Origin of the sequence: Stenotrophomonas sp. (assembly GCF_050737575.1) — a bacterium.
Classification (GTDB): Bacteria; Pseudomonadota; Gammaproteobacteria; order Xanthomonadales; family Xanthomonadaceae; genus Stenotrophomonas.
On the sequence record NZ_JBOHXW010000003.1, the window covers coordinates 527,236 to 547,136 of the forward strand.

Annotated in this window: 12 protein-coding genes; 11 read left to right on the plus strand and 1 reads right to left on the minus strand. The window is 64.8% G+C overall.

Going from position 1 to position 19,901, the window contains the following annotated elements:
- The first annotated feature begins 385 nt into the window (after nt 1–385).
- The 7 genes from ACREP4_RS08485 (at nt 386) to ACREP4_RS08515 (ending at nt 11,959) form a co-directional block, all read left to right on the plus strand.
- On the plus strand, nt 386–2,848 hold the full coding sequence (locus ACREP4_RS08485; protein ID WP_431595736.1) for a GH92 family glycosyl hydrolase: 2,463 nt from the start codon (nt 386–388) through the stop codon (nt 2,846–2,848).
- A gap of 98 nt (nt 2,849–2,946) precedes the next feature.
- Nucleotides 2,947–4,008, plus strand: a complete 1,062-nt coding sequence (locus ACREP4_RS08490) for a LacI family DNA-binding transcriptional regulator (protein ID WP_431595737.1) — start codon at nt 2,947–2,949, stop codon at nt 4,006–4,008.
- A gap of 49 nt (nt 4,009–4,057) precedes the next feature.
- On the plus strand, nt 4,058–5,365 hold the full coding sequence (gene fucP / locus ACREP4_RS08495) for an L-fucose:H+ symporter permease (RefSeq protein WP_431595738.1): 1,308 nt from the start codon (nt 4,058–4,060) through the stop codon (nt 5,363–5,365).
- Between the two features lie 6 nt (nt 5,366–5,371).
- Nucleotides 5,372–6,367, plus strand: a complete 996-nt coding sequence (locus tag ACREP4_RS08500) for a carbohydrate kinase family protein (protein ID WP_431595739.1) — start codon at nt 5,372–5,374, stop codon at nt 6,365–6,367.
- Nucleotides 6,364–7,599: an AGE family epimerase/isomerase gene (locus ACREP4_RS08505; protein ID WP_431595740.1), complete on the plus strand. Its 1,236-nt coding sequence runs from the start codon at nt 6,364–6,366 to the stop codon at nt 7,597–7,599. The genes ACREP4_RS08500 and ACREP4_RS08505 overlap by 4 nt, the downstream gene beginning before the upstream one ends.
- 176 nt (nt 7,600–7,775) lie before the next feature.
- Nucleotides 7,776–10,520 (plus strand): beta-mannosidase, encoded by a 2,745-nt coding sequence (locus ACREP4_RS08510; RefSeq protein WP_431595741.1) that lies wholly within the window; start codon nt 7,776–7,778, stop codon nt 10,518–10,520.
- Nucleotides 10,520–11,959 (plus strand): glycoside hydrolase family 47 protein, encoded by a 1,440-nt coding sequence (locus ACREP4_RS08515; protein WP_431595742.1) that lies wholly within the window; start codon nt 10,520–10,522, stop codon nt 11,957–11,959. The genes ACREP4_RS08510 and ACREP4_RS08515 overlap by 1 nt, the downstream gene beginning before the upstream one ends.
- 165 nt (nt 11,960–12,124) lie before the next feature.
- On the opposite strand, the gene ACREP4_RS08520 is transcribed toward ACREP4_RS08515, so the two are convergent.
- Complete coding sequence (locus ACREP4_RS08520) at nt 12,125–14,320, minus strand: primosomal protein N' (RefSeq protein ID WP_431595743.1); 2,196 nt, start codon at nt 14,318–14,320, stop codon at nt 12,125–12,127.
- A gap of 423 nt (nt 14,321–14,743) precedes the next feature.
- Between ACREP4_RS08520 and ACREP4_RS08525 the strand changes: the two genes are divergently transcribed.
- The 4 genes from ACREP4_RS08525 (at nt 14,744) to sppA (ending at nt 19,776) form a co-directional block, all read left to right on the plus strand.
- Nucleotides 14,744–15,748, plus strand: a complete 1,005-nt coding sequence (locus tag ACREP4_RS08525; protein ID WP_431595744.1) for a hypothetical protein — start codon at nt 14,744–14,746, stop codon at nt 15,746–15,748.
- A complete protein-coding gene (locus tag ACREP4_RS08530; RefSeq protein ID WP_431595745.1) occupies nt 15,735–16,310 on the plus strand; it encodes a DUF3106 domain-containing protein in 576 nt (191 codons plus the stop codon). The genes ACREP4_RS08525 and ACREP4_RS08530 overlap by 14 nt, the downstream gene beginning before the upstream one ends.
- Nucleotides 16,311–16,434: 124 nt before the next feature.
- A complete protein-coding gene (locus ACREP4_RS08535) occupies nt 16,435–17,799 on the plus strand; it encodes an MATE family efflux transporter (protein ID WP_431595746.1) in 1,365 nt (454 codons plus the stop codon).
- A 69-nt stretch (nt 17,800–17,868) separates the two neighbouring features.
- Nucleotides 17,869–19,776 carry a signal peptide peptidase SppA gene (gene sppA / locus ACREP4_RS08540; protein ID WP_431595747.1) on the plus strand — a complete coding sequence of 636 codons (1,908 nt, stop codon included), beginning with the start codon at nt 17,869–17,871 and terminating at the stop codon, nt 19,774–19,776.
- The last annotated feature ends 125 nt before the right edge of the window (nt 19,777–19,901 follow it).

Sequence of the window (19,901 nt, forward strand, 5' to 3'; positions counted from 1 at the left end):
TTGGCCGGAAGAAGCCCTCAGCTCAGCATGGTTGCGGCTTTATCGGCTGAAATTCGCCTTTCCGGCCGCCCGATGCTGCGCCGCAGAATGCATCTGCAGAAATTCCCATGCTTTACTTAAATCGATCTAAATTCTCCGGGGAGGAGGTCTGGATCGCAGAGAAAACTGCTTTCCTGGCCGCCTAATCAAGGAGATAGCGTAGTGATCCGCCCCATTTGCCGACATATCGACGCTGTTGCCAACTTTGCACAAGGGCAGCGCGTGTTGCCTTCCTGATCCCGGCACTCTCTCCCCCGTCCCTCACCGGGCGGGCCGGGTATCAGCGGTCCGGCTTCGGCCGGACCACCCTTTCACTCCATCGACATCGACCCACAGGATCCAGCACATGAGCCGCATGCCGTCCGCCACCATCCTTCACCCCGTGCGCCGCCCGTTGGCGGGCCTGGCCTGCTTGCTGGCGCTGTCGTTCGCGCCGCTGTTGCAGGCCGCGCCGGCCGGGTTGGAGCGTGAGGTCAACACCTTCATCGGCAGCAAGGACGACGGCAACACCTTCCCGGGAGCGTCGGCGCCGTTCGGGCTGATCCAGGTCAGCCCCATAGGCAGCCACTACGCCGGCTGGCGCTATGACGACGAGAAGATCCGCGGCTTCGGGCATTCCTTCATTTCCGGCGCCGGTTGCTGGGAGCAGGGCGGTCAGGTGTCGGTACTGCCGGTGACCGGCAGCATCGGCCCGGGCGGTGATTTCGACACGGCCAACGCCAAGCATTTCGACCACAAGAATTACGCCTCCAGCTACAGCCATGACGGCGAAGTCGGACAGGCCGGTTACTACAAAGTGCGCCTGACCAACTACGGCGGCATCGACGTGGAAACCACCGCGCGCACCCGTGCTGCCAGCGAGCGCTACACCTTCAGCGCCAGCAGCGACCAGGGCCATGTGCTGGTCAACGTCGGCCAGGCCAACGAGCGGCATTCGGTGATTGGCAGCGTCGTTGACGTGGTCGGCGACCGCGTGGTGGAAGGCAAGCTGGTAACCAAGAGTTTCTGTGGCGGCCACCAGTACACCACCTGGTTCCGTATCGAGTTCGACCGCCCGTTCAAGGCGCACGGCACCTGGGGTGAAGCCGGCGGCCTGCCCAATGCGCGTCACAGCATGGAAGGCGAGGCCAAGCCCAACGGTGCGTGGCTGAGTTTTGATCTGGCCGATGGCCGTGCGGTGACCGCCACCAGCGCCATCTCGCACGTCGATGCCGAAGGTGCGCGCAACAACCTGCGCGCCGATGGCATGCAGGGCAATGCGCTGCTGGGTTTTGATCGCATGCGCACGCTGGCGCAGCAGGCCTGGCGCAAGGAACTGGATGCGGTGCAGGTGCAGGGCGGCAACGCCGACGATCGCACCGTGCTGTACACCGCGCTGTACCACGCACTGCTGCAGCCGATGACCGGCAGTGATGCCGATGGTCGTTACCGTGGTTATGACGATGGCATCCATCGCGCGGATGGCTGGACGTATTACGAATATTTCTCGCTGTGGGACACCTACCGCACGCAGAACCAGTGGCTGGCGATGACCCGTCCGGACGTGGCGCGTGATATCGGCCGCAGCGTGCTGGCCATCGACGAACAGGGTGGCTGGCTGCCGCGCTGGGGCTATGCGAATTTTGAAACCAACATCATGACCGGCGACCCGGTGACGCCGTTCCTGGTGGACCTGTGGCGCTTTGGTGCGTTGACCGGCCGTGAGACCGATGCGTGGAATGCGCTGCGTCGCAATGCGTTCTCGATGCCGCCGATGAACTCGCGTTTTGCCGGCCGCTCGGGCAATGCCAGTTACCTGGCCAACGGCTATGTCGCCTACGACCGCGCCTTCCCGTCCAAGGGCATGGATGTGGATCCGCACCACGGTGGCTCGGCCACCCTGGAATACGCACTGGCCGATTGCGCGCTGGCGCAGATGGCCGATGGCCTCGGTCACGCCGATGACGCAAAGGTGCTGCGCGAACGCGGCGGCAACTGGCACAAGCTGTGGGATGTGGACGTGCGCGATACCGAGACCGGCTTCAGCGGTTTCCCGCGTCCGCGCGATGAGCATGGCAAGTGGTATACGCCGGCCGATGGCCATTACAGCCCGCGCTCGCAGCACGGCTTCCACGAAGGCACCGGCTGGCAGTACCAGTGGCTGGTGCAGCAGGACGTGCCGGGCCTGGTCGCGGCGATGCATGGCCGTGAAAAGGCCGGCGAGCGTCTGGATGCATTCTTCGCCTATGACGATCTGCTGAAAGCGCCGCTCACCGCCGCGCGCAAGGAATGGGTGGTTGGTCCGTACAGCTATTACAACCAGTACCGCTACAACCCGAACAACGAGCCGGACCTGCACGCACCGTGGATGTACACGCTGATCGGCCAGCCGTGGAAGACCGCCACCGTGGTGCGCGCCGCGCAGCAGTTGTTCACCAATGCGCCCAACGGCGTTACCGGCAATGACGACCTGGGCACGATGTCGGCCTGGTACCTGTTCAGCGCGCTGGGGCTGTACCCCGCCGTGCCGGGTAGCGGCGAGCTGCTGCTGCATGCACCGCGTTTCAGCAATGCGCAGATCAAGCTGGGTAACGGCAATACCTTGACGTTGCAGGCGCCCGGCGCCGATGGCCGCAGTCTGCAGTACATCCAGAACGTGCAGTTCAACGGCAAGCCGCAGCAGAAGGTGTGGCTGGATTGGGAACAGCTGCGTCAGGGCGGCACGCTGCGCTTCGCACTGGGTGCGCAGGCGCCGGAGCAGGGCTGGGGCACCGCGGTGTCGGATCTGCCGGTCTCGTACTGCGCCACCCCGGGCAGCGCCCTGCAGTGAGCAATGAACGCACCAAGCCGGTCATGGCAACAGCGGGCGCCGATGCGCGCCCGGGCGATCCATTAGGCTTGGCGCACCCACACCATCCAGCGGAAACGATGAACGAGAAATCTCCTGGCGCCAGCAAGGGCGTCCGCAAGGCCGGCAAGCGGGCCGTCACCGTCACCGATATCGCGCAGGCGGTGGGTGTGTCGCGGGCAACCGTGTCGCTGGTGTTGCGTGGCAGCCCGTTGGTCAACGTCGATACGCGGGCCAAGGTCGAGGCCGAGTTGCGACGTCAGCGCTATGTGTACAACCGTACCGCGGCCAATCTGCGGCGTCGTACTTCGTCATCGATTGCGCTGGTCATCAATGATCTGTCCAACCCGTTCTTCGCCGAATTCGCATCGGGCGTGGACGAGGCCTTGGGCAGCAAGGGCTATGTGACCCTGCTCGGCAGCACCGGCGAATCACCCGAACGCCAGCAGGCGGTGCTGTCGACCCTGATGGAACACACGCCCACCGGCTTCATTCTTTCGCCGGCCGAAGGCAGCGACACGCAGGCGCTGACGCAGGTGCTTGGCGTGCATGCCAACGTGCTGTTGTTCAACCGTGAACTGGCCGGTGCCGAGTGGGACTTCCTCACGCTCGACAACCAGAACGGCGCCTACATGGCGACGCGTCATCTGATCGAACGCGGCCATCGCGATATCGCGTTCTTCGGTGGGCATGCGGTGTCCAGCTCCTGCGCGCAGCGCCGTTTGGGCTATCAGCAGGCCTTGAATGAAGCCGGCTTGTCGGTACGCATGGAGTGGTTGATTGAATCGGCACCCAATCGTCTGGAAGCGGCCGCGCGCACCGGCGAGTTGTTCAACAGCGAGCAGCGTCCCAGTGCTGCGGTTTGCTACAACGACACCGTCGCGCTTGGCTTGATGCTGGGCCTGACCTCGCGTGGCATTCGCCCGGGCGGTGATTTCGCGGTGACCGGCTTCGATGACATCTCCGAAGCCGCCGTCGCGGTGCCACCGCTGACCACCTTGACGGCGGATCCGCGCGAGCGTGGCCGCCAAGCCGCTGCCTTGCTGCTGCAACGACTGGATCACCCCGATGCCGCACCGATGCGCACTGTCGCGCCGGTGCAGTTGCGTATCCGCGAAAGCAGCGCTGCACGGCCTGTCTGATTCTTTTCCCCTTCCTTTCCACCGCACATCGCACCGAGGCGCAACGCGCATGGCCATACCCACAACCCCGCTGAAAACGACCGGCTCGTCCGCCTCGGTGGTCAATCCCCGGATGGCGCTGGCGGTGGCCACCACCATCTTCTTCATGTGGGGCTTTTTGACCAGCCTCAACGATGTGCTGATTCCGCACCTGAAGGCCGTGTTCGAGTTGAACTACACCCGCGCGATGCTGGTGCAGTTCACCTTCTTCGGTGCGTACTTCCTGATGTCGTTGCCGGCCGGTCGCCTGGTGGCGCGGCTCGGTTACAAGAACGGCATCGTTGCCGGATTGGTGATCGCCGGCATCGGTGCGCTGGGCTTCTGGCCGGCGTCGACCTTGCGCGTCTACGAAGGCTTCCTCGCCTCGCTGTTCGTGTTGGCCACCGGCATCACCGTGTTGCAGGTCGCTGCCAATCCCTACGTCGCCTTGCTTGGGCCCGAGCAGACCGCGTCCAGCCGGCTGACGCTGGCGCAGGCGCTGAACTCGCTGGGCACCACCTTGGCGCCGTTGTTTGGCGGTTTGCTGATCCTCGGCACCACGGTCAAGAGCAGCGAACAGATCGACGCATTGCCGGCCGCCGAACAGTTGGCCTACCGCGTCGCTGAAGCGCAGTCGGTGCAGGGCCCGTATGTTGGCCTGGCCATCGCGCTGGTGTTGCTGGCGGTGTTTGTTTACCTGTTCCGCCTGCCGCCGTTGTCCGAGGCCACCGAACAGGCGGATACGGGTCATCACACCTTGATGGATGCGCTGCGTCAGCCGCATGTGTTGTTCGGCGTGTTGGCGATCTTCTTCTACGTGGGTGCGGAAGTGTCGATCGGCAGCTTCCTGGTCAACTATCTGTCGATGCCGGAGATCGGCGGGCTGACCGAGCAGCAGGCCACCAATTACGTCTCGTTGTATTGGGGCGGCGCGATGATCGGCCGCTTCGCCGGTTCGGCACTGCTGGTGCGCTTGTCGCCACGCAAGCTGCTGGCGGGGTTTGCCGTGGCGAACGTGGTGCTGCTGGCGCTGACCTTGATGTCCGCCGGACAGACCGCGTTGTACTGCATCGTCGCCACCGGCCTGTTCAACTCGATCATGTTCCCGACCATCTTCGCGCTGGGCATCGAGCGTTTGGGGCCGCTGACCAACAAAGCGTCCAGCCTGTTGATCATGGCCATCGTCGGCGGTGCCGTGATCCCGCTGCTGCAGGGCGTGCTGGCCGACCGCATTGGTCTGCATCACTCTTTCATCGTGCCGCTGCTCTGCTACGGCTACGTCATTTTCTACGGTCTGGTGGGCTCGCGTGCCCGTACCGGCAACGGCCAGGGAGGCTGAGGCCAGATGGGCAAGATTGTTTGTTTCGGCGAAATTTTGATCGATCTACTAGCGCAGCCGCCGGCCTCGCCGGAGACGCCGCGCGCGTTCCTGCAGTACGCCGGTGGGGCGCCCGCCAACGTCGCCGTGGCGGCCGCACGGCTGGGTGCCAGCAGCCACTTCGCCGGCATGCTGGGCCGTGACATGTTTGGTGATTTCCTGGCCGAGAGCCTGGAAGAAGCTGGCGTGAAGACCGACTGCATCGTGCGCACCGACGCCGCCAAAACCGCGCTGGCCTTCGTTGCGCTGGACGCCAGTGGCGAGCGCAGTTTCAGCTTCTACCGGCCGCCGGCCGCCGACCTGCTGTTCCGCAGTGAGCATTTCCAGGCAGCGTGTTTCGACGACACCGCCTGCTTCCATGTCTGCTCCAACAGCCTGACCGAGCCGGCCATCGCGGAAGCGACCTTCGTTGGCATGGATCGCGCGCGCGCTGCCGGTGCGGTGGTCAGCCTGGATCTGAATCTGCGCCCGGCGCTGTGGCCGGCCGAGGTCGATCCGACGCCGTGGCTGTGGCAGGCGCTGGAACGTGCCGAGCTGGTCAAGCTGTCGCGCGAGGAACTCGACTACCTGGCACAGCCGCTGGGTGAAGACGGGGAAGTGCAGGTGCTGATGCGTTTGCTCGGCGCGCGTGCGCGTTGGGTGATCGTCACCGACGGTGCCGGCGCGCTGCGCTGGTACACCCGTCAGGCCAATGGCGAAGTACCCAGCTTCCGGGTTGATGCGGTGGACACCACGGCGGCCGGCGATGCGTTTGTCGGCGGCGTGCTGGTCGGGCTCAGCGAGCGCGGCGGTGCCGGTGCCGGCTTTGCCACGTTCTGCGAAAACCCGCAGGCCATTGCCGACACGCTGCGCTTTGCCGCCGCGGTCGGTGCGTTGGCCGTTACCCGCAAGGGCGCGTTTGCCGCCATGCCCAGCCTGCACGAAGTGCAACAACTGCTGCTGCAACAGGACGCCATCGCATGAATACCACTGCTCCCGATTTCCGCTCCCCGGCTTTCCTGCGTGGGCATATCGCCGACACGATGGCCTTCTACCATCCGCATTGCATCGACCCGCAGGGTGGTTTTTTCCATTACTACCGCGACGACGGCAGCGTTTACGACGCCAGCCATCGTCACCTGGTCAGCAGCACCCGCTTCGTCTTCAACTACGCCATGGCCTACCGCGAGTACGGCAATGCCGAATACCTGGACGCGGTGAAGCACGGCGTGGATTACCTGCGCAACGTGCACCGCAATCCGGCCAGTGGCGGCTATGCGTGGACACTGCGTGACGGCAAGGTCGAAGACGACATGAACCACTGCTACGGCGTGGCGTTCGTGTTGCTGGCCTATAGCTGCGCCTTGAAGGCCGGCATCGCGCAGGGCCGCGAATGGATGGACGAAACCTGGCAGCTGCTGGAACGTCACTTCTGGGAACCGCAGCACGGCCTGTATCGCGACGAAGCCGATGCGCAGTGGAATTTCACCGGCTACCGCGGCCAGAACGCCAACATGCACATGTGCGAGGCGATGCTGGCCGCGTTCGAGGCCAGTGGTGAAGAGCGCTATCTGCAACGCGCACTGCAGCTGGCCGACAACATGACCCGTGCCCAGGCCGCAAAGGCCGGCGGGCTGGTGTGGGAGCACTACGACACCGAGTGGAATATCGACTGGGATTACAACCTCGACAATCCCAAGCATCTGTTCCGCCCGTGGGGCTTCCAGCCCGGTCATCAGACCGAATGGGCCAAGTTGCTGATGATTCTCGACCGCCACGTCGATGCCGATTGGCTGGTGCCGACCGCGCGTCATCTGTTCGACACGGCGATGGCCTGTTCGTGGGACGAGGCACGCGGCGGCCTGTATTACGGCTTCGCGCCGGAAGCGCGTCGTCAGCCGGGCATGGATGGCGCGGCCATCGGCGACGACAGCTTTGTCTGCGACGACGACAAGTATTTCTGGGTGCAGGCCGAATCGCTGGCCGCTGCCGCGTTGCTGGCAAAGCGTACTGGCGATGCGAGCTACTGGCAGTGGTACGACCGGTTGTGGGCGTACTCCTGGGAACACTTGGTGGATCACCGCTACGGCGCCTGGTTCCGCATTCTTGATGCCGACAACCGCAAGTACAGCGACGAAAAGAGCCCGGCCGGCAAGACCGATTACCACACCATGGGCGCCTGCCACGAAGTGTTGAACGTGGTGCGCGCGGGCTGACGAAGACCGCAGCCAAACGTTCAGTCGTCATCCCCGCGAAGGCGGGGATGGCTCCTGCTCCCCGCTTCAGCAGTGAACTTCAGAACACGCGCAGTTTCAGATTTTTGTTGAAGACGGTTTGACAGCCGTTGCTACTCGAAAAGACAAACCGGAAGCAGCAACAAAGAGGAAGCAGCATGCAGCAGGCGCACTCAAAATTTGGATCGATACAAATTCATGCGCAGCGCGTATGTCGCACGTTGTTGCTGTGCGCGCTATGGCTGACCTGCACTGCGCCCGCACTGGCTGCACCATTGCAGGCGCAGTGGAGCTTCCGCCTGCTGCCGGGTGATGCGCAGCTGCAGGCGCATCCGGGCATGGATGCGTGGAAACAGGCAACGGTGCCGGGCAGCGTGCATACCGATCTGATGGCCGCTGGCGTGATCGGCGATCCGTATGTGGGCGCTGCCGAAGCCAAGCTGCAGTGGATCGGCCTGGGCGACTGGGAATACCGTGCACGGTTTGACGTGGATGCGGCGACGCTGGCAAAGCGCCACAGCGAGCTGCGCTTCGATGGGCTGGATACGTTCGCCGAGGTGAGCCTCAACGGCGCGCCGTTGTTGAGCGCCAACAACGCGCACCGCACCTGGCAGGCGCGCGTCGATGGCCGCTTGAAGGCCAGTGACAACGAACTGCGCATCGTGTTTCGTTCGCCGATCCGCAGCTTGCTGCCGCAGGTGCAGGCGATGCCGAACAAGATTGCCGGCAACTATCCCTCGTCCTATGGCGATGAGCCGAAGGATGCGATGGTCGGCAACTTCGTGCGCAAGCCCGCGTATCACTTTGGTTGGGACTGGGGCCCGCGTTACGTCACCGCCGGTGTCTGGCGCGCGGTGCAACTGCAGAGCTGGGACGACAACCGCATCACCGATCTGGCGGTACGCACCGATGCGCTCGATGCGCAGCACGCCGAGCTGAGCGTGCTGCTGCAGCTGGAGCAGGCCGACGCGGCTGGCAAGGCCACGGTCGTGGTGGACGTGCTGGATCCGGACGGAAAGCGCGTTGCACGCGTTGAACGCGACGCCGCATTGCAGCCGGGCAGCAATGAACTGCAGCTGCCGGTGCGCATCGCGCAGCCGCGACGTTGGTGGCCGGTCGGTTACGGCGCGCAGGATCGCTACACCGTGCAGGCGCGGGTGGACGGTGGTCGCCGCGACGAACACAACGCCAGTATTCGCACCGGACTGCGCACGGTGAAACTGCAGCGCGACGAAGACACCGACGGCGGGCAGGGCTTCGCCTTCGTGATCAACGACGTGCCGGTGTTTGCCAAGGGCGCGAACGTGATTCCGTTCGATGCGTTTCCGGCGCGGGTCACGCGCGAGCACCTGCGTCGCGATCTGCAGGCCGCGCGCGATGCCAACATGAACATGCTGCGCAACTGGGGCGGTGGTTATTACGAAGACGATGCGTTCTTCGATATCGCCGACGAGCTGGGCCTGCTGGTCTGGCAGGACTTCATGTTCGGCGGTGGCATGCAGCCCGGTTATGACCCCGCATTCCGCAGCAACGTGGTGGCCGAGGCACGCGACAACATTCGTCGGTTGCGGCATCACCCGAGCATCGTGCTGTGGTGTGGCAACAACGAAGAAGAAACTGCGTGGAAGGACTGGGGCCACGGCAAGACGCTGCGGGACGCCGATCCCGCGTTCGCGGCGAAGGTGTGGCAGGGCTATGTCGATCTGTTCGGCAATGACCTGCGCAAGGTCGTCGCCGAAGAAGGGTTGGGCGTGCCGTACTGGTCCAGCTCGCCAAGCAATGATCTGGACAGCAAGGCCAACGATTCACGTCGTGGCGACAAGCACTATTGGGACGTGTGGGGCGGCCCGGCGTTGCCGGTGACGGCGTACTTGAACGAGACGCCGCGCTTCATGTCCGAGTACGGCCTGCAGGCCTGGCCGCAGCTGTCCACCGTGGATGCGTTTGCGAGCAGGCAGGAACAGCAGGTGGAGGGCGAGGTGATCCGCGCCCACCAGAAGTTCATGGCGGGCAAGGGCAACGAACGGCTGCTGCATTACATCGAGATGGAATACGGCACGCCGCGTACTTTTGGCGACTTCGTCTATCTCAGCCAGGTGATGCAGGCCGAAGGCATCGCGTTGGCGGCGCTGCATCATCGTGCCTCGCGCCCGTACACGATGGGCTCGCTGTACTGGCAGCTCAACGATGTGTGGCCGGGTGCATCCTGGTCGAGCGTGGATTACTTCGGCAACTGGAAGGCGCTGCATTTCCATGCGCGTCGCTTCTTCGCCGATGTGGCCGTGGCCGCATTGCGTGATGCCGGCGAAACCCGGGTCAGCCTGCTCAACGACGGCCGCGCGCCGCTGGAAGCACAGCTGCGTTATCGGGTGATGGATGTCGATGGCCGTGTTCTGCAGCAACAGCAGCAGGCGGTGACCCTGGCGCCACTGGCGGCGACGGCGTTTGCGCGCTTCAAGGATGCTGCCCTGCTTGAGGGGGCTGATCCAACGCGCACGCTGGCGGTGTTCGAGTTGCTGAGCGGCGACACGCTGCTGGCGCAGCGCATCGTCTATTTCGCTGCCGCCAAAGAACAGGCATTGACCCGCAATGCCGTACACGCCGAACTGCAGGCCGAAGGCGATCACTATCGGCTGCGTCTGCACAGCGAGCAGCTTGCGCGTGCAGTGTGGATCGACTTCGGCAACAACGCCGTGCAGCTCGACGACAACGCCTTCGACCTGCTGCCCGGTCAACCCCGTGACGTGATCGTGCGCAGCCGCGCCGATCTGTCCCAACTACGTGCCGCATTGCGCCTGGATACCCTGGGCGACGTGCTGCATGCCACCCCCGTTTCATCCCGCTTCCGTTCATCCCGCTTCCGTTCATCGCAAGACAACGCTTCCATCCAGAGGAACCCATGATGACCCGTGCCCTGCGTAGTGCCCCGTTGGTAGTCGCCGTGATGTTGGCGCTCAGCGCCTGCAACAACTCAACCGCGCCCGCCGCTTCCACCACTCCCGCTGCCCCGGCGACCGCCGCAGCAACCGCCCCGCTCGCCGCAGTGCCGGTGGTGGACGATGCCGAAGCCGCGCGCATGGCCGAGCAGGTGCGTGAAGCCACCCGCCACGCCTGGCAGGGCTACATGCAGTACGCCAAGGGCCATGACGACCTGAAGCCGCTCACCGGCAAGCCGCGCGACTGGTATCCGGTGCCGCTGCTGATGTCGCCGGTGGATGCGCTGGACACGCTGCTGCTGCTCGGCCTGGACAAGGAAGCCAACGAAGCGCGCGAGCTGATCGTCAGCCAGCTCTCGTTCGACCAGGACATCGAGGTGCAGAACTTCGAGGTCACCATCCGTCTGCTCGGCGGCCTGTTGTCGGCTTACCAGATGACCAACGACGAGCGTCTGCTCAAGCTCGCCGATGACCTCGGTACGCGCCTGTCACCGGTGTTCGACAGCCCGACCGGCCTGCCGTACACGCACGTCAACCTGCGCACCGGCAAGACCAGCGGCAAGATCAGCAACCCGGCCGAAACCGGCACGTTGCTGCTGGAGTTCGGCACCCTGGCCAAGCTCACCGGCAAGCAGGCGTATTACGACAAGGCCAAGCGCGCCTTGGTGGAAACCCACAACCGTCGCTCGAAGATTGGCCTGGTCGGCTTGAACATCAATGTCGAAACAGGTGAATGGACCAACAAGGATGCCTCGATTGCCGGCGGCATCGACTCGTACTACGAGTACCTGCTCAAGTGCTGGAACTTGTTCGGCGACGAAGACTGCAAGCGCATGTGGGACGAGAACATCGGCCCGGTCAACCAGTACCTGGCCGACGAAGTGCGCGAAGGTGAGCTGTGGTACGGCCACGCCGACATGGACACCGGCAAGCGCACCTCATCGACCTACGGCGCGTTGGATGCCTTCATGCCGGGCTTGTTGGCACTGGGTGGCGATCTGGATCGCGCCAAGCGCCTGCAGGAATCGAACCTGAAGATGTGGCGCTTGAACGGCATCGAGCCGGAGTCGCTGGACTACGCCGCAATGGAAGTGCGCTCGCCGAGCTACGCGTTGCGCCCGGAAATCGTGGAGTCGGCGTATTACCTGCACCACTACACCGGCGACGCGCGCTACCGCGGCATGGGCAAGGAATTCTTTGACGACTTCGTCAAGTACACCCGCACCGAGCACGGCTTTGCCGCATTGAAGGACGTGCGCAGCAAGGAGAAGGACGACTCGATGGAGAGCTTCCTGTTCGCCGAAACCTTCAAGTACTACTACCTGCTGTTCGCCCCGGCCACGGCACTGGATTTCGACGGCGTGGTGTTCAACACCGAAGCGCATCCGCTGCGGAAGACCTGGTAACCACCAGCGCAATGCTGCTCAAAGCCCCTCTCCCGTTTACGGGAGAGGGGTTGGGGTGAGGGCAGCATTGGAGTGAATGGCAACAAGTTGTAGAGCTTTCCCTCATCCGCCCCTTTGGGGCACCTTCTCCCGCATGCGGGAGAAGGGATGGGGTGCTCAGATGTCTCAATACAAATCCATCGGGTCCACATCCAGCGACCAGCGCACGCGCCTTGCCTGCGGCAGTGCATACACCTGCGCCATCAACTGGCCCAGCACGCCATGCAATGGCCGCCGCCGCTCCGCCGACAACAACAACTGCGTGCGCTGAAATCCAGCACGACGCGGCATCGGTGCCGGCATCGGCCCAAAGCGTTCAACGCCGTTCTGCGCGGGAATCAGCTGTTTCACTGCCGCCAGAAATTCATTGGCCTGTTCCACCTGCTTGGCCTCGGCACGCATCAGTGCCAGGTGCGCGAACGGCGGAAAACCCGCCGCCTCACGTTGCTGCAATTCGGCCTCGGCGAAGGCGTGATAACCGCCGTTGACCAGCGTGTGCAGCAATGCGTTATCTGGATGATGCGTCTGCAACCACACTTCGCCTGGGCGTTCGGCACGGCCGGCGCGACCGGCCACTTGAATCAGCTGCTGCGCGAGTTTCTCGCTGGCGCGGAAGTCCGCTGAAAACAGGCCTTCATCGATGCCTACCACCACCACCAAGGTCAGCTTCGGCAGGTCATGGCCTTTGGCCAGGATCTGCGTGCCGACCAGAATGCCGGGCTGGTCGCCGAGCGTGGCCAAGGTTTGTTCCAGTGCATCGCGGCGCGTGGTGGTGCCACGGTCGATGCGCAGCACCGGGACATCCGGGAACAACTGCAGCAGCCGTTCTTCCAATCGCTCGGTGCCGATGCCCTGCGGCTGCAGCGCGAGGCTGGCGCAGTCCGGGCAGGCCAACGGCACCGATTGGCGTGCGCCGCAGTGATGACATTGCAGGCGACGGCCGCCGCCGTGCACGGTCATCGGCGTGGTGTGCAGCGGCGTGCTGCAGCGTTTGCACGGCGCGGTCCAACCGCAGTCGTGGCACAGCAGCACCGGTGCATAACCACGTCGGTTCTTGAACACCAACACCTGGTTGCCAGCCTTCAAATGCTGCGCGATACCGGTCAACACTTCCGGCGACAAGCCATCCTGCAGCGGACGCTTGCGCACATCGAACACGCGCACGCCCGGCGGCTTTGCATCGCCGGCACGTTGTTGCAGGCGCAGGTGCGTGTAGCGACCGCTGCGCGCGTTGTGCAGCGACTCCAGCGAGGGCGTGGCGCTGCCCAGCACCACCGGCACGTTCAGCGCCTTGCCGCGCACCAGCGCAAAATCACGCGCGTGATAGCGGATGCCATCCTGCTGCTTGTAACTGCCGTCGTGTTCCTCGTCGATGACGATCAAGCCGGGCTGCGGCAGCGGCGTGAAGATGGCCGAACGCGTGCCGACAATCACCCGCGCTTCGCCCCGCGATGCGGCCGCCCACACCCGCGCGCGTTCGTTGTCGTTCAAGCCCGAATGCAGCGCGTGCACCGGAATGCCCAAGCGGCTGCGGAAGCGGGTCAGCATCTGCGGGGTCAGGCCGATTTCCGGCACCAGCACCAACGCTTGCTTGCCTTGTTGCAGGCACTGGCTGATCGCCTGCAGATAGACCTCGGTCTTGCCGCTGCCGGTGACGCCATCCAGCAGGAACGGCTGGAAGCCATCGCAGCCGTTGATCGCATCAATGGCGGTCTGCTGCTGCGGGTTGGGCGTCGGCCCCGGGCGGGTATCGGCCTGCGGAATCAGCGCCGGCACATCCACCCGGTCGGCAAAGCCGCGCTTGGCCAAGGCGCGGGCCGCGCTGCGCCAGTCATCGAGCTGGTCGTCCAGCAGGTCTTCGTTGACCGCACCGGCTTCCAGCAGCGTTGCCAGCCGTTGCGGGCGGGTGCCGGCGCGCAGTTTGGCCAGGCCATCGCGGCCGGCGTCGGTCAGCTGCCAGGCCCAGCCGTGGGTATCCGGCAATGCCTCGCCGCGGCGCAGGGGCGCCGGCAGCGCGGTGGCAATCACTTCGCCTAGCGGGGCGTGGGTGTAACGCGACAACCACTGCAGCGAGCTGGCCAGCTCACCGCCGATCAGCGGCACCGGGTCCAGCCACTCCAACGCCGCACGCAGCGGAGCGCCGTCGTCGGCCTGGCCGAGGCTTTCCACCACGCCCACCAGTTCACGCGGGCCAAATGGCACCCGCAGGCGCCGGCCCACATCGCCGGGGGCGGGTGGCGGGCTGCCTTCTGGCGGCAGGTAATCGAACAATTGCGGCAGCGGCACCGGCAAGGCGATGCGCAGGGTGGGGCAGGCAGGCATGGCGGGCAGTGTAGCGTCAGCGGGCAGGTGGCCTGCGCTCATTGGCTTGCGTTGTGTTGCTGTGAAGGCCCACATAAATGGCGCGTAAACACCGGCCCTGATTAGGGATTTTGGCTTATCCACATTTGCTGTGGATAACTCTGTGGGTGAACAATGTGCTCCACGCGCTTTGGACGACAGTTCAAGCCTCAGGGTCAACTTGGTCAAAAAATAGCCACATTGAATAGTGTAGTTTAATCAATGACTTGGCCGTGAAACAAAAACGAAACGTCGCTGTACCCTGCTCCATGCCCAGTGTCTGTTACATGGTATTGACGCTGTGCACAACTTGCGGCAGAGGCCGTGATGTGCGCTGTGAAGGCTGTGTGCAGGCGTCGCAGCCAATCATGCGCTGGGTATCATTCCCGGGATGATGGAGTTCACATGACGGCTGCACCCGCTTCTCTTTCCCCAGCCGCAGCCAATGCACTGTCCGCCTTCCTGCGTGGCGTCGAGCGCCGCGCCTTGGTGGTGGCCGAATTGCAGGCCGGCGATGCGGCCCTGGCCGAACGCGCGGTGGCCGTGGCCATGCGCGCCTTTGTCGGCCACGCCGCCAACCTGCAGATGGCCGATTGGCCGGCCCGTTTCTGGGGCCTGCTGTGCAGCACCCCGCAGTTGTTGGCTCCGCCAGCCGGTGGGCACTGGCCCGAGTCGGTAGCGCACCTGCAAGTGCTGGCCCCGGCCGAGCGGCTGGCAATGCTGTTGCGGATCGGCGCTGGCCTGGACGAGCCGGCTGCCGCCGCAGTGCTGGGCGTCGAGGCGGATGCGTATCGCCAGGCCCTGGCCGGTGCCTGCCCACGCGACGCCGAGGGGTATCCCGATGCAAGCGGCTGGCGGCAGTTGGCCGAAGACGTGCAGGCGCGGATCCGCGATCTCTCCCAGCCGCGTCTGCAGCAGTTGGAACAGCTGCGAGACTCGGTCATCAGCGGTGTGCTGCCGAGCAAGCCGGCGCCAGCACCCACGCTGACGTTCCAGGACGACCGCCGCAAGCCCGCGCCGCGCCGTCGCCAGCGCGCGCCTTGGCGCCTGCGTACCTGGTTGCTGCTGTGCGTGCCGCTGTTGCTGCTGGCCGTGGTGTCGTGGTGGTGGTGGCGTTCGCATACGTCAGCCGCCATCGATGCCAATGCCGGTAGTGGACTGAGCGACACCGGCCCGGTGCAGGTCGAAGAATTGCCCGATGACAGCACCCCGCTGGCCCCCGGCGAGGACGCCCATGTCGCCACCGACGCCGCCATGCTGGCCGATCCGCGCCTGGCATTGGCGCGTGATGCGGATTTCCTGGCTTGGTACGCCGCCGGTGGTCCGCTGCCGGTGGACGAATCGCAACCGCAGCCGAGCCGACCGGAACCGGCCGGTGCCGCACTGGAGACGGTAGATGCTGAAAATTGATTGCCGTTGGCTGTGCGCGCCGCTGCTGTTGAGTGCCGCGCTGGTCACGCAGGCCGCCGTGCCCAGCGCCTTGCCGGCATCGGTTGAACCGGCAACGCCCGCTACCAGCGTACAAACGCCGCAGGCCGCATGGGCGACGATGACGCCGTCGGCCAAACGCGAACTGCGCGCCCGTTATGCCGCCTGGCAGGCGCTGCCTGAAACCGAGCGTCAGCGCATCGCGCAAGCCGCCGCTGCCTTGGCCGGCATGTCCGCCGCGCAGCGCGATGCCCTGCAGGCGCACTTCCAAGGCATGGACCAGATGCACCGCGACGGTTGGTTGCTGGGGCCGCGCCTCGGTGCGCTTTACGCCAAGTTGCAGCCCTTGCTGGGCTACCTGCCGGCCGAGCAGCGCGAACCGATGCTGGCCTTGCTGCATCAACTCGATCCCGCACAGCTGGAACAACTGAGCCTGATCTCGCAGCGCACGCCGCCGCAGGAACGGGTCGCACTGCGCGAACAACTGCTGGCGCTTGCCCCGGCGCAACGTGCCGCTTGGCTGCAGCAGAACGTGGCGCGCTGAGACCTGCGCGGGCCGTTTAACGGCGGGGCAGGCGAGTCACGGCCTTGCCACGCTAGAATGCGCACACTCCGCAACCCGGCATCGCTGCGCTTTCCGCGCCGGCCGCAGTCTGCGTCTTCTGTATATGTCTACTTCTCCCGCTACCCCGCGCTTCATGCAAGAAGTGCGGACGACCGGTCTGCTCGCCTTGCCGTTGGTGCTGGGCCACGTCTCGACCGGTCTGATCGCTTTCGTTGACAACACCATTGCCGGCCACCACGGCACCGATACCTTTGCGGCGGTCAGCATCGGCACGGCGCTGTTGTGGCTGCCGATGCTGGTGCCGATTGGCACGCTTATCTCGCTCACCGCCTCGGTCTCGCAGCTGCACGGCGCAGGCCGCGAGCGCGAAATCGGCCCCTTGTTCCGCCAGGCCTTGTGGCTGGGCGTGGGCTTGAGCGTGCTGATGTTCCTGTTCCTGAGCATCGTGCCGGCGTTCCTGCCGGCGTTCGGTATCGCCCCGGAAATCGTGCCCGGCGCCACCAGCTTCCTGCACGCCATCCGCTGGGGTGTTCCGGCGCTGACGCTGTACTTCTGCATGCGTTATCTCAGTGAAGGCATGCATTGGACCTTGCCGACCATGCTGATCGGCTTCGGCGGATTACTGGTGCTCGGGCCATTGGGTTACGCGCTGTGCAACGGCAAGTTCGGCTTCCCGGAAATGGGCGCCGAAGGCCTGGGCATCGCCTCGTCGGTAACCATGTGGGTGCAGGCGATCGCCTTTGCCACCTACCTGTGGACGACCAAACGCTTCGCCCACCTGCAGTTGTTCAGCCACTTCGAGTTGCCGCGCTGGCGTGCCATCTGGGACCTGCTGCGCACTGGCTTGCCGATCGGCATTACCGTGCTGATGGAAGGCGGTTTGTTCATCATCACCGCGCTGTTGATCGGCCGTATCGGTGCGATTGAAGCCAGCGCCCACCAGATCGCCATCAACGTGGCGCAGCTGTGTTTCATGATTCCGATGGGCGTGGCCGAAGCCACCACCGTGCGCGTGGGCCATGCCGTGGGCAGCAACGATCCGTTGGGCGTGCGCCGCGCCACCTGGGCCGGCTATGCCATCGTCATGGTCACCCAGTTGCTGTCGATCACCGGCCTCCTGCTGGGCCACGAAGCGGTCGTGCGCTTGTACACCGACGACCTTGCCGTGGCCGCGCTGGCTTCCACGCTGCTGCTGTACGCGGCCACTTTCCAGATTCCCGATGGCATCCAGGTGCTGTCGGCCGGCGCGCTGCGCGGGCTCAAGGACACACGCGTGCCGATGTTCATCGCCATGTTTGCGTACTGGGGCGTGGGCATGCCGCTGGGTGCGGGCCTTGGCCTTGGCCTGGGCTGGGGACCGCAGGGCATGTGGGTGGGCCTGATCATGGGCCTGAGTGTTGCCGCAGTCTTGCTGGGCTGGCGTTTGCGGGTCAGCAGCCGGCGCTTGATCGCCCACGCGACCCCCTGACTTAAAGGCCATGCCGGTCTGCGTGGTTCTGAGTATCCTGCTTTGCAACAAGCCCCATTCGGAGCGTCCATGAATCCCCCACCCCTGCCGCGTCGCAATCCCATCGCCAGCTTCTTCATCGGTCTGTGGGATGTGATGAATTTCACCCGCCGGTTGATCCTCAACCTGGTGTTCTTCGGCCTGTTGCTGCTGTTGTTGATGGTGTTCGTTGCCGCGATGGGCATGAGCGCCTCTTCGACCAAGGTGCTGCAGGACCGCACCACCTTGGTCATCGCGCCCGAAGGCCGGCTGGTCGAGCAGTTCAGCACCGATCCGGTCAGCCGCGCGCTGGGCAAGGCGCTGGGCGACAGCAATGCCGAAGAGCTGCAGCTGCGTGACCTGATCCGCGCGATTGAAGCGGCCAAGGACGACAAGAAGATCGAGCGCGTGGTGCTGAATCTGGACAAGCTCCAGCCCAGCGGCTTCGCCTCGATGCGCGAAGTGGCCACGGCGCTACAGGAGCTGCGTGCCGCCAAGAAGCAGGTGGTCGCCTACAGCGAAAACCTGAGCCAGTCGCAGTACCTGTTGGCCGCGCAGGCCGACGAGGTTTACCTCGACCCGATGGGCAGCTTGCTGCTGGAGGGCCTGGGCCGTTACCGCCAGTACTTCCGTACCGGCCTGCAGGAAAAGCTGGGCGTGGACGTGCACCTGTTCAAGGTGGGCGAGTTCAAGTCCGCCGCCGAACCGTATGTGCTCGACGCCGCGTCACCGCAGGCCAAGGAAGCGGACCTGTTCTGGATGAACGACGTGTGGCAGCGCTACCTGGGCGACATCGCCAAGGCGCGCAAGCTCGATCCCGCACAGCTGGCGGCCGGCATCGACACGCTGCCCGAAGGCATTGCCGCGGTCGAAGGCGACCTGGCCCGCTTCGCCCTGCAGCAGAAGCTGGTGGACGGCCTGAAGACCCGCGAGGAAGTGCAGGCGCTGCTCACCGAGCGCGGCGCAGCCGACAGCGATGCCGATGGCGGCTACCGCCAGATCGCGTTGAACGATTACCTGCTGCAGGTCGATACCCGCCGCTCGCCGATGGACTCGCGTCCGCAGGTGGCGGTGGTGGTGGCCGAAGGCGAAATCGCCGGTGGCGACCTGCCGGCTGGCCGTGTTGGTGGCGAATCGACTTCGGCGCTGCTGCGTGCGGCCCGTGACGATGACGACGTGAAGGCCGTGGTGCTGCGTGTGGATTCGCCGGGTGGTGAAGTCTTCGCCTCCGAGCAGATCCGCCGCGAAGTGGACGCGCTCAAGGCCGCCGGCAAGCCGGTGGTGGTGTCGATGGGCGACATGGCCGCATCCGGTGGTTACTGGATCAGCATGAACGCCGATCGCATCTACGCCGACGAATCCACCATCACCGGCTCGATCGGCATCTTCGGCATGATCCCGAACTTCGCCCGCAGCCTGGACAAGATCGGCGTGCACACCGATGGCGTCGGCACCACGCGTTTTGCTGGTGCGTTCGATGTGACCCGCCCGATGGACCCGGCCGTGGGCCAGGTGATCCAGTCGATCATCAACAAGGGCTATGCCGATTTCACCGGCAAGGTCGCGCAGGCACGCAACAAGCCGGTCGAAGCCATCGATGAAGTGGCCCGTGGCCGCGTCTGGAGTGGTGCACAGGCCAAGGAGCGTGGGCTGGTGGACGAGTTTGGCGGCCTCAAGGCGGCCGTGGCCGACGCTGCCGACCGGGCCAAGCTGGGCGACGCCGAGAAGTTCCGCGTGCGTTACATCGAGAAGAGCGCAACCCCGTTCTCGCAGTTCATGACCGGCTTTGCCGGCAGCCGCATGGGCGCCTGGATGCTGGCCGACTCGGGCGTGGCACGCATGCTGATCGCCCGTTCGATGCCGGAGCTGGACACCCAGCTGCGCTTCGTCGAAGACGCAGTGAAGGACCGCAACGGCACCCCGGTAAAGTCGCTGGCGTATTGCTTCTGCGGTTTCTAAGCGAGCCGCAGTTTCAGCGACAGACAACGCCGCCGCAGGGCGGCGTTGTTGTTTGCGCGCCCGAAGCCCCTCCGGCAAGCGCAACCTAAAAGCCCCTCTCCCTTTACGGGAGAGGGGTTGGGGAG

Excerpts from the sequence above, each read along its gene's own strand:
- sppA (WP_431595747.1), top strand. The coding sequence starts at position 17,869 with ATGAATCCCCCACCCCTGCCGCGTCGCAATCCCATCGCCAGCTTCTTC.
- ACREP4_RS08500 (WP_431595739.1), top strand. The coding sequence starts at position 5,372 with ATGGGCAAGATTGTTTGTTTCGGCGAAATTTTGATCGATCTACTAGCG.
- ACREP4_RS08530 (WP_431595745.1), top strand. The coding sequence starts at position 15,735 with ATGCTGAAAATTGATTGCCGTTGGCTGTGCGCGCCGCTGCTGTTGAGT.
- ACREP4_RS08515 (WP_431595742.1), top strand. The coding sequence starts at position 10,520 with ATGACCCGTGCCCTGCGTAGTGCCCCGTTGGTAGTCGCCGTGATGTTG.
- ACREP4_RS08520 (WP_431595743.1), bottom strand. The coding sequence starts at position 14,320 with ATGCCTGCCTGCCCCACCCTGCGCATCGCCTTGCCGGTGCCGCTGCCG.
- ACREP4_RS08490 (WP_431595737.1), top strand. The coding sequence starts at position 2,947 with ATGAACGAGAAATCTCCTGGCGCCAGCAAGGGCGTCCGCAAGGCCGGC.
- ACREP4_RS08535 (WP_431595746.1), top strand. The coding sequence starts at position 16,435 with ATGTCTACTTCTCCCGCTACCCCGCGCTTCATGCAAGAAGTGCGGACG.
- ACREP4_RS08525 (WP_431595744.1), top strand. The coding sequence starts at position 14,744 with ATGACGGCTGCACCCGCTTCTCTTTCCCCAGCCGCAGCCAATGCACTG.
- fucP (WP_431595738.1), top strand. The coding sequence starts at position 4,058 with ATGGCCATACCCACAACCCCGCTGAAAACGACCGGCTCGTCCGCCTCG.
- ACREP4_RS08510 (WP_431595741.1), top strand. The coding sequence starts at position 7,776 with ATGCAGCAGGCGCACTCAAAATTTGGATCGATACAAATTCATGCGCAG.
- ACREP4_RS08505 (WP_431595740.1), top strand. The coding sequence starts at position 6,364 with ATGAATACCACTGCTCCCGATTTCCGCTCCCCGGCTTTCCTGCGTGGG.
- ACREP4_RS08485 (WP_431595736.1), top strand. The coding sequence starts at position 386 with ATGAGCCGCATGCCGTCCGCCACCATCCTTCACCCCGTGCGCCGCCCG.